At 73.5% G+C, this 12614-nt stretch carries 11 protein-coding genes and 1 riboswitch; of the genes, 4 read left to right on the top strand and 7 right to left on the bottom strand.

Going from position 1 to position 12614, the window contains the following annotated elements:
• Positions 1–29: 29 nt before the first annotated feature.
• The 4 genes from ATL41_RS09095 to ATL41_RS09080 form a co-directional block, all read right to left on the bottom strand.
• Positions 30–1511 (bottom strand): hypothetical protein, encoded by a 1482-nt coding sequence (locus tag ATL41_RS09095; RefSeq protein WP_098458187.1) that lies wholly within the window; start codon positions 1509–1511, stop codon positions 30–32.
• Positions 1508–2248 carry an ABC transporter ATP-binding protein gene (locus tag ATL41_RS09090; RefSeq protein ID WP_245854727.1) on the bottom strand — a complete coding sequence of 247 codons (741 nt, stop codon included), beginning with the start codon at positions 2246–2248 and terminating at the stop codon, positions 1508–1510. The genes ATL41_RS09095 and ATL41_RS09090 overlap by 4 nt, the downstream gene beginning before the upstream one ends.
• 7 nt (positions 2249–2255) lie before the next feature.
• Positions 2256–2840, bottom strand: a complete 585-nt coding sequence (pyrE, locus tag ATL41_RS09085) for an orotate phosphoribosyltransferase (RefSeq protein WP_098458186.1) — start codon at positions 2838–2840, stop codon at positions 2256–2258.
• Positions 2841–2912: 72 nt separating this feature from the next.
• The gene (locus tag ATL41_RS09080) at positions 2913–3668 is read right to left on the bottom strand and encodes an SDR family NAD(P)-dependent oxidoreductase (RefSeq protein ID WP_098458185.1); all 756 of its coding nucleotides are present in this window, start codon (positions 3666–3668) and stop codon (positions 2913–2915) included.
• A 67-nt stretch (positions 3669–3735) separates the two neighbouring features.
• Here ATL41_RS09080 and ATL41_RS09075 point away from each other — a divergent pair, with 67 nt between their 5' ends.
• From ATL41_RS09075 to ATL41_RS09060, 4 genes are all read left to right on the top strand, one after another.
• Positions 3736–4542: an exodeoxyribonuclease III gene (locus ATL41_RS09075; protein ID WP_098458184.1), complete on the top strand. Its 807-nt coding sequence runs from the start codon at positions 3736–3738 to the stop codon at positions 4540–4542.
• A 290-nt stretch (positions 4543–4832) separates the two neighbouring features.
• A complete protein-coding gene (locus ATL41_RS09070) occupies positions 4833–5597 on the top strand; it encodes a DUF4190 domain-containing protein (RefSeq protein ID WP_098458183.1) in 765 nt (254 codons plus the stop codon).
• A 241-nt stretch (positions 5598–5838) separates the two neighbouring features.
• Positions 5839–6020, top strand: a riboswitch (cyclic di-AMP (ydaO/yuaA leader).
• Positions 6019–6906, top strand: a complete 888-nt coding sequence (locus ATL41_RS13390) for a C40 family peptidase (RefSeq protein WP_219810380.1) — start codon at positions 6019–6021, stop codon at positions 6904–6906. (Overlaps the previous riboswitch by 2 nt.)
• Positions 6907–7069: 163 nt before the next feature.
• Positions 7070–8938, top strand: a complete 1869-nt coding sequence (locus tag ATL41_RS09060; protein WP_245854725.1) for a methyl-accepting chemotaxis protein — start codon at positions 7070–7072, stop codon at positions 8936–8938.
• 73 nt (positions 8939–9011) lie between these two features.
• Here ATL41_RS09060 and ATL41_RS09055 read toward each other — a convergent pair whose 3' ends face one another.
• From ATL41_RS09055 to ATL41_RS09050, 3 genes are read right to left on the bottom strand one after another with little or no spacing between them, the layout of a single operon-like run.
• On the bottom strand, positions 9012–10937 hold the full coding sequence (locus tag ATL41_RS09055) for an alpha-galactosidase (RefSeq protein ID WP_342744432.1): 1926 nt from the start codon (positions 10935–10937) through the stop codon (positions 9012–9014).
• A 9-nt stretch (positions 10938–10946) separates the two neighbouring features.
• Entirely contained in the window at positions 10947–11192 is a 246-nt protein-coding gene (locus tag ATL41_RS13680) for a hypothetical protein (protein WP_342744431.1), read from the bottom strand.
• 2 nt (positions 11193–11194) lie between these two features.
• Complete coding sequence (locus ATL41_RS09050; protein ID WP_098458182.1) at positions 11195–12538, bottom strand: ABC transporter substrate-binding protein; 1344 nt, start codon at positions 12536–12538, stop codon at positions 11195–11197.
• Positions 12539–12614: the final 76 nt, after the last annotated feature.

Here is a 12614-nt window from a genome sequence, read left to right as displayed (position 1 = left end):
CAGAACTTGACGAACACGGTGTCAGCATGTCAGCGCCGCAGGGCCCGCCAGAGCAGCATCGCGACGACGCACGCAGCCACGACGCCGAGCCCTCCACGCCCCGCCGCCGCCAGTCCGCCGGCCACACCGACGGCGCCCACGAGCAGCGGACCGTCGGCCAACCAGACGGCCCGGCCGAGCGCCGAGACGTCACCCGCGGGCGTCACGACGGGCACGAGCAGGTCGACCGGCATCGGCCCCTTGAGCGCGTCCGACACCCGCACCCCGACCGCGAGCGCAGCGACCACCGCTGCAAGGCCGACAGGAGCGCCCGCGACTGCGGCCCCGGCGGCCGTCAGCCCGACGGCGGCCACGAGCGGCCAGGCGCCGTTCAGAGCGAGGAGCGTGAGGTCCGAGCAGCCGTACTGGGTCGACACCCGGCCGAGCGCCGCCGCGTGCCGCACGCCGTCGCACACGACCGAGACACCGAGGTACGCCAGCACCGCACTGACGACCGGCCCGACGTGCAACGCCGTGCCGGGCACCACGAGACCGCTCGCGGCACCCGCCGCCACGAGCGTCGTGAGGCCCGCCGCGAGCCGCCACGGCGTGCGCACCGACGCCGTCACGGGGACGAGCAGGACGGCGACCAGGCCCGGGACCTGCCTGAGCGCCGAGAGGCGGCGTCCCGCCGTGGGCAGCGCCCGGTACACCTCACCCGCCGCGGGCAGGTCGAGCGCGGTGACGAGCAGCTGCGCGCGCTGCGCCCGCACGGCCTGCCCCACGAGACGACGCGTCTCGACACGCTCGAGCCCGCGCAGCCCGAGCCACACGACGACCAGGACCGCGGCGGCTGCAGCCACGACGCTCGCGGCAGGCAACCCGCTACCCGGCCATACGCTCGCGACGAGCGCCCACGGCGCCCACCGCCACCAGCCCACGAGCGCGGTCGCTACCCCCGCTGCGAGCGCGACGACCGCGGTCCAGCCGACCGTCGTCGCACGGAGCACCTGACCGGCGAGCCACGCGGTCGCGACGAGCAGCCCCGCGAGCGCCCCCGCGAGCGCGAGCGCGGCCACGTCGCGCGGCCGGGCGAGACCAGCGTCGACGAGCGCGAGCGCGGGAAGCAGGGGCGCGACGGCGCCGGCCACGGCGAGCGTGGCGGTCGCGCGCAGGACCGGACCGCCGAACGCCCTCGCGCGCGACGCGTCAGCATCGCCGAGGACGCCCGTGAGGAACGGCGGACGCAGCGCGGGGCCACGCTCGACCCCCGCGACGAACGCGAGCAGCCACGCGCACCCCGACACGACGGCCCACGCCGCCGGCATGCTCGGGTCGCTCAGCGCGGCCACCCCGGCGTCGCCGGTCGCGAGCAGCCACAGCGCGCGGACGCCCGGTCCGAGCACGATGAACGCCGTCAGCACGACGACGTACACGAGGTATGCCACGTCACTCAGCGACCGTGGCTCGCGCGCGGCCCACACGGCGAGCGCTCCGCGCACCCCGGTGCGCCCTGCTGCCTGCTCGCTCACGCGTCCGCCGTACCGCCGTCGAGCGTCAGGTCCTCCGCCCCAGGGCCGACGTCCTGGCCGGGCACGTCGGCGGTCACAGCGGCCAGGCGGAGCACGTCGCCGCCGAGCGCGTCCTCGAGCGGGGTCGAGTGCGTCGCGACGAGGACGGTCGCGCCCTCCTCCCTGCGTTCCGCGAGAAGCTCGGCGACGACGGCGGTGCGGTCGGCGTCGAGCCGCTGCTCGGGCTCGTCGAGGAGGAGGAGCGACGCGGGCCGCACGAGGACCGTCGCGAGCGACGCGAGCTGCGTCTGCCCGGACGACAGCTCGTGCGGGAAGCGGTGCGCGAGGTTGGCGATGCCGAGACGTTCGAGGAGCGCTCCGGCGGCCGTGCGCGCGTCGCGCACAGGTGTGCCCCACGTCGTCGCGACGAGCGCGACGTGCTCACCGAGCGTGAGGTCCCGTGCGAGCAGCGGTGGTTCGACGGTGCCGGTGACGAGTCTGCGGAAGGCGCGGCGACGGGGCGCAGGCGCAGCGCCGTCGACCGTCACCTCGCCCGACGTCGGGAGGCGCAACCCCGACACGAGGCGCAGCAGGGTGGACTTGCCGGAGCCGTTCGCCCCGCGCAGCACGAGCGTGCCGCCCGCGGGCACGCTCAGGCTCACAGGTTCGAGGAGCGTCGTCCCGTCGAGCTCGACGCCCGCCGAGCGCAGCTCGACACGCACGCCGCGCGGCGCCCCCGGGTCGTTGCGGCGTCCCACGCGTCCCTCAGGCGAGACCGAGGTCGTCGAGGCCGTAGAGGTAGTGGTAGCTGAGGCCGGCGGCCTCGATCTTCTCGCGCGCGCCCGTGTTGCGGTCGACGATCACGGCGACGCCGACGACGTCGGCCCCCGCCTCGCGCAGCGCCTCGACGGCCGTCAGCACGGAGCCGCCCGTCGTGGACGTGTCCTCGACGGCGACGACGCGGCGGCCCGCGACGTCAGGCCCCTCGATGCGGCGCTGCATGCCGTGCGCCTTGCCCTCCTTGCGGACCACGAACGCGTCGAGGTCCTGGCCGCGCGACGCGGCCGCGTGGAGGAGCGCGCCCGCGACGGGGTCGGCGCCGAGCGTGAGACCGCCGACGGCGTCGATCTCGGCAGGGCCGAGGCCCGCCTCCTCGAGCGTGTCGAGCAGGACGTGCCCGACGAGCGGGGCGGCGCGGTGGTGCAGCGTCACGCGGCGCAGGTCGACGTAGTAGTCGGCCTCCTTGCCGGACGCGAGGGTCACCCGGCCGTGCACGACGGCGAGCTCCTTGATGAGGTCGCGCAGCTGCTCGCGAGGGGTCGGGGAGAGGACGGCGTCGTAGTCGGTCACGTCGATCAGGCTAGTAGAGGCGCGCGCGCCGCGTCAGGCCCGTCCGAGACTCGGCGCGAGGCCGCGCAGACCTCAGAGGCCGGAGCGCGCCTGGAGCGCGCGCACGGCCGTGCGCGGCGTCACCTGGAGGAGCGCGCTCACGACCGCGTACCGCACGGACGGCGTCGAGATGACGACGCCGCGGCGCACGTCCGCGAGCGCCTGCGCGACCACACGGTCCGCGTCGAGCCAGGCGACGTCGGGACCGACGCGGCGGAAGCCCGCGCGCTCGTGGAACTCGGTGCGGGTCAGGCCCGGGCTGAGCGCCGTCGCAGTGACGCCGGTGCCGTCGAGCTCGACGGCGAGACCTTCCGTGAAGGTGCGCACCCACGCCTTCGCGGCGGCGTACGTGCCGCCCGCGGTGAGCGCGGCGACGGAGGAGACGTTGAGGATCGCGCCGCGCCCGCGCGCGACCATCGGCTCGGCGGCCGCACGCGAGAGCACCATGACCGCGCGGACCAGGACGTCGAGCATCGTCTCCTCGGCCTCGATGTCGCCGGTGACGAAGCGCTGGTGGGTCGTGTACCCCGCGTTGTTGACGAGCAGCCCGACGGGCTGCTCCTCCTGACGCAGGCGCTCGGCGACGCGCTCGACGTCGGCCCGCACCGACAGGTCGGCGGGCAGCACCTCGGCGCGGACGCCCGCGTAGGCCCGCAGCTCCCCCGCGAGCCGCTCGAGGCGAGCCTCGTCACGAGCGACCAGGACGACGTCGTGCTTCGCGGTCGCGAGCTGCCACGCGAACTCCTCGCCGAGCCCCGCGCTCGCGCCCGTCACCAGTGCTGTTCCCATGCGACCACCCTAGGGCCCGGCACCGCGTACCGGCCCGTCAGCACGCGGGACGAAGTAGCCTCGAGGCATGCGCCTCGCCACCTGGAACATCAACTCGATCCGCGCCCGTGCCGACCGCGCCCTGGCCTTCCTCGAGCGGGAGGACATCGACGTCCTCGCGCTGCAGGAGACCAAGTGCAAGGACGCGCAGTTCCCCCGCGAGGCGTTCGAAGCCGCGGGCTACGAGATCGCCACGTTCGGCTTCAGCCAGTGGAACGGCGTCGCGATCCTGTCGCGCGTCGGGCTGGACGACGTCGAGCCCGGGTTCGTGGAGCAGCCGCCGTTCGGCGAGGTGCCCGCCGTCGAGGCGCGCGCCCTCGGCGCGACGTGCGGCGGCGTGCGCGTGTGGAGCCTGTACGTGCCGCACGGCCGCGCTCTCGACAACCCGCACTACGCGTACAAGCTCGCGTGGCTCGAGCGGCTGCGCCAGCACGCGGTCGACTGGGTCGCCGCCGACCCGCAGGCGAAGGTCGCGCTCGTGGGTGACTGGAACGTCGCCCCGCTCGACACCGACGTGTGGGACATGGCCGTGTTCGAGGGGCAGACGCACGTGTCGGCACCTGAGCGAGCCGCCTTCGCGGCGTTCGCGGAGGCCGGGTACACCGAGGTGTCGCGCGAGTTCATCCCGGACGAGCGCAAGTACACGTACTGGGACTACCAGCAGCTGCGGTTCCCGAAGAACGAGGGCCTGCGCATCGACTTCGCGTACACGTCGCCCGCCCTGACGCCGCTGGTCAAGGGCGTGAAGATCGACCGCGACGAGCGCAAGGGCAAGGGCGCGTCGGACCACGTGCCCGTCATCCTCGACATCGACGACTCGCAGGTCTCGGCGTGAGCGGCGCGACGCCGCCCGTGCCTCCGCCGGAGCACGGTGGGCCGGGCGCGGCCGCCCCACCTCCGCCGTCGGGCGCGGCCGCCCCACCTCCGCCGTCGGGCGCGGCCGCCCCACCTCCGCCGGCGGGTGCGGCCGTGCCGCAGCCGCCGTCGGGCGCGGCCGCCCCACCTCCGCCGCCAGCGTCACCCGTCCCTCCGCCGCCTGCAGGCGGCGAGCCCGGCCCGGTCCTTGCACCGTTTGCCTCCCCCTCCCCCGTGCCTCCATCTCCCGCACCTGCGTCCACCGGACCGGTGCATCCCGGCACTGTCCCGCCGCCGCCCCCGCCCGCGCCCGTCCCGCCGTCGGGGCCGTCCGCCGCCGAGCACCTGACGCCCGCCTGGCCGGGCGGCACGAGCAACGGCGACCAGCTCGGCTTCAGCGACCAGACGTACACGGCCGGCACCTGGTCGGCGGCTGCGACCGCGTCGCTCGTGCCGCGCCCGGCTCCGCCGTCGGGCACCGATCCCGTCGCGATCGCCTCGTTGCCGGCGGCGATCGTCGTGCCGCCCGCCGGAGTGGTCCTCGCGATCGTCGCGCTCGTGCGCACCGCGCGGTCGCACCAGCGCGGCCGGGTCCTCGCGACGGCCGCGCTCATCGCGGGGTCGCTGCTCTCGGCGCTCGCCGTCCTGCTGCCGCTCCTGGTCCCGTCCCTCGTCCCGCGTCTGACGGGCACCACGGATCCCGTGGGGCCCGACGTCGACGGTCCTGTGGGCGTGCACGTCCGGCAGCTCACGGTCGGCTCGTGCGTCCGCACGGTCCCGTCCGGGGGCACCGTGCGGACGACGGTCGTGCCGTGCGGCGAGGAGCACGAGGCGCGCGTCGTGTCGCAGTACGTGTTCGACGACGGCTCGTGGCCCGGGGACGAGGAGGTCGCCGAGCGGGTGGCTGCGTCGTGCACCCTCTCGGCCGAGGAGGTCGCGGCGGGCGTGCGCGCCGTCGCGCTCGTGCCGACCGAGGCCTCGTGGCGCCAGGGCGACCGGCAGGGGCTGTGCCTGCTGACGCCAGACGCTCTCTGAGCGGTTGCTCGCAGCTGCGTGACCGGCGTCACCTAGCAGACCTTTCTTGTCTTGCACATCACAACACAGTGAAGGAGCCGCACGGAGACGGGGTGGAAGATGTGAAGGGCTTGCACATCACCGTGACCTTCCCGTGACATCTGCGCTCAGGCGCACCTACCGTCGTTGAGTCCCACCGCCGCACCCGCGGCCGTCACGAGCGTGACGCAGGGACGCAGCCCGGACGCCGAGCACTGCCACCGGAGCTGCACCGCAGAAACCATGGCAGTGGCGGGGGACCCACTTCTCCGGTCGTCACGACGACCTTGGGGTGAAGCCGCGCGGGAACGACAAGCACGCCGACACGGCGCATGTTCCCCCGGCCGGGCCAGACCTCCGGCCCGAACCCGACAGCTCACCTCGCAGGCGACGAGAGGTTCGAATGAGCATCCGCACGTCTTGGCGTGCCCGCACGGGCACGCCCACGCGCCTCGACCAGGCGCACGGCACGAGCACCATCGACGAGACCACCACCACGGCTGCCCCCGGCCGCCACCGCACGGCCGTCCGCGCCGGCGTCATCGCGATCGCTGCTGCGCTCACCGTGACGCTCGCCCCCACGACCGGCGCCCAGGCCGCCACCCCTGCCGCCGCGAGGACGGTCACCACGACCGCTGTGGCGACGACCGCCACGAAGACCAAGGCGAAGGTCGACCTCAAGGCCAGCAAGAAGACGTGGGTCAAGGGCAAGAAGGCCGCCAAGGTCACCGCCAAGGTCCGCACCGGCTCCGCGACGACGAGCGGCACGGTGACGTTCTACGACGGCAAGAAGCGCCTCAAGAAGAAGTCCGTCGGGGCGAGCGGCAAGGTCTCGTACCAGCTGCCGCGCAAGCTGTCGGCCAAGAAGCACAAGATCACCGCGATCTTCCGCCCGTCGGCCGCGACCAAGCCCACCGTCACGACCGGCCGCGACAGCCTCAAGGTCAAGGTCGTCAGCGAGGGCGCGCACATCGCCAAGATCGCCAAGAAGTACGTCGGCGTCCGCTACCGCTCCGGCGGCGCCACGCCGTCCGGCTTCGACTGCTCCGGCTTCACGAGCTACGTCTACAAGAAGGCCGGCGTCGCGAAGCTCCCGCGCTCGTCCTCGGCGCAGCGCCACTCGGGCAAGGTCGTGTCGCGCTCCAAGGCGCGCGCTGGCGACCTGATCTGGACCCGCGGCCACGTCGCGATCTACCTCGGCAAGGGCAAGCAGATCGACGCCCCGCGCCCCGGGAAGACGATCCAGGTCCGATCGATCTGGCAGTCGAACCCGACGTTCATCCGGGTCTGATAAACGCGGCGCAAATTTCGCAGGTCACGGTCGTGTCACAGTTCACTCTGTTACTTCACTCACGCTCGCGCTGACCGATCAGACGAGGAGCCGGTCTCCCTCTCGAGGGTCCGGCTCCTCGTCGCACCCGCATCCCGGGTGCACCAGCGCAAGGAGCAGTCCCGTGGCCGATCCGCAGGAAGTACAGCTCGAGCGTCCGATGGCGGACGACACGAGCGACATGACCGACACCGTCGTCGGTGCTGACGACGAGGTCGACGAGGCGGCAGCCGAGAGCGGCCGTCGCCGCGCCCTCGCGCGCGTGCGTACCTCTGTCTCGCGCGTCCGCGTGCCGCGACGTCACCCACGCAAGCCCCGCGGCACGACCGACACCGGTACGACCGACGCCGACGCGCAAAGCACCCCTACCGACACCGACGGCGCTTCGCAGGCGCCGGGCAAGGTCCGCGGCCGCTCCTGGTCCGTCGGCGCGCGCATCATCGTGCTCGTCGTCGTCATGGGTCTCGCGACGATCGTCGTGACCGCGTTCAGCGCGATCGCGATGGGCACGCTCAACCGCAGCACGACGACGGTCTCCGAGTCGTCCGCGACCCTCAACGAGGCGCTCCTCGACGTCAACAACTCGATCTGGGTCGCCCGCTCCGGCGGCCTGAACATCGGTGCGGTCATGCCCGTCGACCGCAACCGCCTCGCACTCGAGATCAAGGACAACGCGGTCCTCGCCGACGACGCGCTCATCCGTCTCGACAACGCGTTCCGCGAGGTCACCGGCGCGCCGTCCCAGCACCTCGACGACCTCAACGCCGCGTGGGTCAAGTACCGCACGATCCTCACCGAGCAGCTGATCCCGTCGGCCGTCTCGAACAACGTCCTCGTCTACCAGTCGCTCGCCTCGGGCGCTGCGCAGACGACCGGTGGCGAGGTCACCAGCACCCTGAGCCTCATCAACGTCGAGGTCGCGGAGGCGTCCGCCGCGATCGCCTCCGACGCCTCCGCGCAAGCGCAGGTCACGACGACGATCCTCATCGCGATCGCCCTCGTCGGCATCGTCGGCTCGGTGCTCTTCGCGGTGCGCCTCGTCCGCTCGATCCGCCGCCCGCTCGCGCAGATGCAGGGGTCGCTCGAGGCGCTCGCCGAGGGCGACCTCACTGCGACCACGGGTGTCGCGGGCGACGACGAGATCGGCCGCATGGCCGCCGCCCTCACGACCGCGCAGGAGAGCCTGTCGAGCACGCTCGCGAAGGTCTCGACGAGCGCAGCGACCGTCTCGGACGCGTCGAAGGAGCTCGCGTCGTCGCGCGTGCGCCTTTCTGACGGCGCGGACTCGACGTCCGAGCAGGCGCAGGTCGTCGCGGCCGCAGCCGAGCAGGTCACGCGCAACATCGAGGCGATGGCTGCGGGCGCCGAGGAGATGGGTGCCTCGATCCGCGAGATCGCGCGCAACGCGCAGGAGGCGGCCGGCGTCGCGACGGAGGCGACCGACAAGGCGCAGGCCACGACCGAGACCGTCACGCGCCTGGGCGAGTCGAGCCAGGCGATCGGCGACGTCGTGCGCACCATCACGCACATCGCCGGCCAGACGAACCTGCTCGCGCTCAACGCGACGATCGAGGCGGCGCGCGCCGGCGAGGCCGGCAAGGGCTTCGCGGTCGTCGCCTCCGAGGTCAAGGACCTCGCCCAGGAGACGGCCCGCGCGACGGAGGACATCGCGAACCGTATCGAGTCGATCCAGGCGGACACGGCGAGCGCCGTCGCCGCGATCGCGGAGATCTCCGAGGTCATCGCGACGATCAACGGCTACCAGCTGACGATCGCCTCGGCGGTCGAGGAGCAGACGGCGACGACGACCGAGATGTCGCGCGCCGCGGCCGAGGCGGCGTCCGGCTCGGGTGACATCGCGGTGTCGATCACTGGCGTCGCGTCCGCGGCGACCACGACGACCGAGGTCGTCGAGCTCGTCGGCGCGGCGGTCGACGACCTCGCTCGCCTGTCGGAGGAGCTGCGCCAGCAGGTCGCGGCCTTCACGTACTGAGCGCACGCGAGAGGGGCGGGCAGGGTCACCTGCCCGCCCCTCTCGCATTCCCCGGGTCCTCTGAGGGGCGGCCTCAGACTGCGTCGGCCGTGAGGACGAGGGCCTGCTCCGGCTGGAGCAGGAGGCTCGCGAGGCCCACCTCGGTGAGAACGCGCCCCGGCAGCTCGACGCCCTCCGCGAGCGCGGCCGCGGCGAGCCACGGCGGCGGTGCGTCGGCGACCGCGCCGGGCAGGACGTCCGCGAGGGTCGCGTCGTCGAGCCCGTCGACGACGCCGAGCGTCAGCACGCGCACTCGGTAGCGGCGGTCGGGGTCGAGGCCGACGAGACGTACGGGGCCGGGCAGGGCGCTCGCGCTGTCCCCGAGCCGCACGACGGCGAAGACCCCGGCGGCGCCGTCGAGCGCGACGACGCCGTGCACCTGGGGCTCGCCGTCGGGCGTGTCCCCGTGCACGACGACGCCCGAGTGCAGCAACCCGCGGCGAGCCTTGTGCTCGGCGACCCACGCGGCGACGACGGCGCGCTCGTCGGCGCCCGCGCGCGTGAGGTCGCGCTCGATGCCGGCGCTGCCGAAGAACGCGGTCGCGAGGCGGAAGCCGAGGGACGCGGCCCGGCCCGTGATGTGCGCGCGCCGGTCGCCGACGTGGCCGCCCATGTGCTCGGGCGGGACGAGGACGCCGGTCCACCGCTGGATGCGCTGCCGGTCGAGGGGGTCGTTCGTGTCGGACACCCACACGCGGCCGGCGCGGCGCAGCACGCCGAGGTCGACGCGGCCGCCACCCGACGAGCAGGACTCGATCTCGAGGCCGGGGCGGTGAGCCCTCAGCTCGTCCATGAGCCGGTACGTCGCGAGCGTCTGCGCGTGGGCGCCGTGCGCGAGCAGGTCGGCGTTCTGGTCCCACTTGAGGTACCGGACCGGGTACTCGTCGAGGATCGCGACGAGCTGGTCGCGCACGTGCGCGTAGGCCCCGGGGTTCGCGAGGTCGAGGACGCGCTGGTTGCGCCACGTCGGCGTCCCGGGGCCGCCGAGCAGCCAGTCGGGGTGCGCGCGGGCGAGATCGGAGTCGGGGTTGACCATCTCGGGCTCGACCCACAGGCCGAGCTCCATGCCGCAGTCGACGACCGACCGGACCAGCGGGTGCAGGCCCTGGGGCCACACGTCCGGGTCGACGACCCAGTCGCCGAGTCCCGCCGTGTCGTCACGCCGGCCGAGGAACCAGCCGTCGTCGAGCACGAAGCGCTCGACCCCGACCTCCGCGGCGACCTGCGCGAGGCGGTCGAGCCGGTCGGCGTCGTGGTCGAAGTAGACGGCCTCCCACACGTTGAGGACGACCGGCCGCGGGAGAGGGACGGGAGCGACGCGGCGTTGCCACGGGTGGAAGCGCGCGGACAGGCCGTCGAGGCCGTTCGCGGACCAGGCGAGCAGCAGCTCGGGCGTCTCGTAGGACGCGCCGGGCGCGAGGACGACCTCGCCCGGGGCGAGCAGCTCGCCCCCGCCGAGGGTGCGGACGCCGAGCGCGGAGGACTCCGTCCACAGGCGCTTGTCGCCGCTCCACGCGAGGTGGGCGGACCACACCTCGCCGCGGCGGAAGCCGAAGTCGGGGGTGCCGACGACCATGAGGAACGGGTCGTCGTGGCCGGGGCGGCCGTGCCGCGTCTCGCGGCTCCACACGCCCTGGCCGGGGCGGGCGCGCTGCGGGCGGCGCTCGGACGCCCACAGGCCGGTCATGTCGAGGACCTCCTCGGCGCGTGCCGGTACCGGCACGGCGGCGTCGAGCGAGGCGAGGTGGAGCGGCACCTCGCGCAGGTTGCGCACGGCGTGCCGCACGACGACGACGCCCTCAGGCGCCATGACGACGACGCCGCGCACCTCGACCGTTCCCGCGCCGTCGCGCAGGAGGTAGTCGAGCTGCTCGCCGTCGCCCGCGGCGTCGGCGAGCAGCGGTGCCGCCTCCCCTGCGGCCGCCGCGGGGACGAGCGCAAGGTCTGTCGGGAGCGGCACGCCGTCCGCCTACGCGCCGGACAGGCCGGGGCGGCCCGTCCAGCCGTCGCGCGCCGACGGCAGCAGGGAGAAGCGCAGCGGCACGTCGAGGGACGACGGCGGGACCGCCGGGACGAGCACGTGCGCGAGCGCGTCGAGGTCCTGCTCGGCCAGGTCGCCGAGGTCGGCTCCCCAGTGCAGGACCGTCGGCGCGCCCGGACCGCGGGCGTCGAGCACGAGGCTCGAGCCCGCGGCCCGGAGGTGACGGAGGGACAACGTCACTCCTTGACCGGGATCGACTGCGACGTGAGCGTCGAGATGGTCGAGGCTTGCGCGGAGGTCAGCGCGTCGAGCAGCGTGCCGGAACCGGAGACGGCGCCCTTGAAGCCGTCGGACACGTCCGCGTACGTCTGCGTCATCGTCGGCCCCCACGTGAAGTCGGCTGCGACCTGGCCCGACGCCTCGGCGAAGACGTCGTAGATCGCCTGCCCACCATAGAACTCGACGCCCTCCTTGAGGACCGGGAGGTTCAGGCCCTCCTTGGCTGCCGGGTAGAGGTTCGCCGCCTTGTTGAGCGCCGTGAGCGCCTCGGGGTCCGTGTTGAGCCACAGCGCGAACTTGGCCGCCTCGTACACGTGCTTCGAGCCCTTGAGGACCGCGGTCGAGGACCCGCCCCAGTTGCCCGCGACCTGCTGACCGGCATCCCACTGCGGCATCGGGGCGACGGCCCACTTGCCTGCGGTGTCAGGCGCGCCGGACATGATCGAGTTCGCACCCCAGACGGCCGAGACCCAGGTCCAGTTGTCGCCCTTGTTGTAGGCGTTGTCCCACTCGCTCGTCCACGCCGGGTTGCTCGAGACGAGGTCGCGGTCGATCAGGTCCTGCCAGTACTCGGCGACCTTCTTCGACTCGTCGCCCGTGAGGTTGACCGTCCACCCGGAGTCGTCGCTCGAGAACCACGAGCCGCCGGCCTGCCACACGAAGCCTGCGAACTGGTTGATGTCGCCCTGCGAGAAGTTCGTGATGTGCGCGCCCTGCTCGCGGACCTTCTCGGCCGCCTCCGCGTACTCGGCCCACGTCGTCGGCACGCCGATGTTGTGCTTCTCGAACAGGTCCTTGCGGTAGAAGAGGGCCATGGGGCCGGCGTCCTGCGGGACCGCGTACGCGTGGCCCTCCTCGCCGAAGCTGACCTGGTTCCAGGTCCAGTCGACGAAGTCCGCCTTGGCGTCGATGACGAAGTCGCACGCGCCGAGGTCGACGAGGCCGTCCTGGACGCGGAAGTTCGGCAGCGCGTCGTACTCGATCTGCCCGAGGTCAGGGGCGTTGCCGGCCTTGAGCTGGTTGAAGAAGTTCGTGTAGGTGCCGGAATTGCCGTTGGGGCCGGTCTGCACCGTCACCTGGATGTCCGGGTTGGCCTTGTTCCAGATGTCGACGACGTCCTCGATGCCCGGGATCCACGAGGTGAAGGTCAGGTCGACCTTGCCCTCGGAAGGGGCGCACGCCGAGGCGTCGGGCGTCGTCGGCGTCTCCGCGTCGTCCGAGCACGCCACGAGGGCTGCGCTCGAGGCGAGGGTGACAGCGGTGAGCAGGGCGACCTTGACCGCTCGCTTGCTGGGGTACATCGTCTGGTTCCTCTCTGTGGCCTCCCGGCAGGCGCCGGGCGACGGGTCATGTGCCTGCCGGGCGGTCAGGGCGACC

The organism is Flavimobilis soli, assembly GCF_002564025.1.
Classification (GTDB): domain Bacteria; phylum Actinomycetota; class Actinomycetes; order Actinomycetales; family Cellulomonadaceae; genus Flavimobilis; species Flavimobilis soli.
Note: the sequence above shows the minus strand (reverse complement) of the source record. Positions and strands in the feature narration are given on the sequence as shown.

What these genes read in the sequence shown, in the direction of transcription:
- ATL41_RS09075 (WP_098458184.1), top strand. Translation starts at nt 3,736, where the DNA reads ATGCGCCTCGCCACCTGGAACATCAACTCGATCCGCGCCCGTGCCGAC.
- ATL41_RS09080 (WP_098458185.1), bottom strand. Translation starts at nt 3,668, where the DNA reads ATGGGAACAGCACTGGTGACGGGCGCGAGCGCGGGGCTCGGCGAGGAG.
- ATL41_RS09050 (WP_098458182.1), bottom strand. Translation starts at nt 12,538, where the DNA reads ATGTACCCCAGCAAGCGAGCGGTCAAGGTCGCCCTGCTCACCGCTGTC.
- ATL41_RS13390 (WP_219810380.1), top strand. Translation starts at nt 6,019, where the DNA reads ATGAGCATCCGCACGTCTTGGCGTGCCCGCACGGGCACGCCCACGCGC.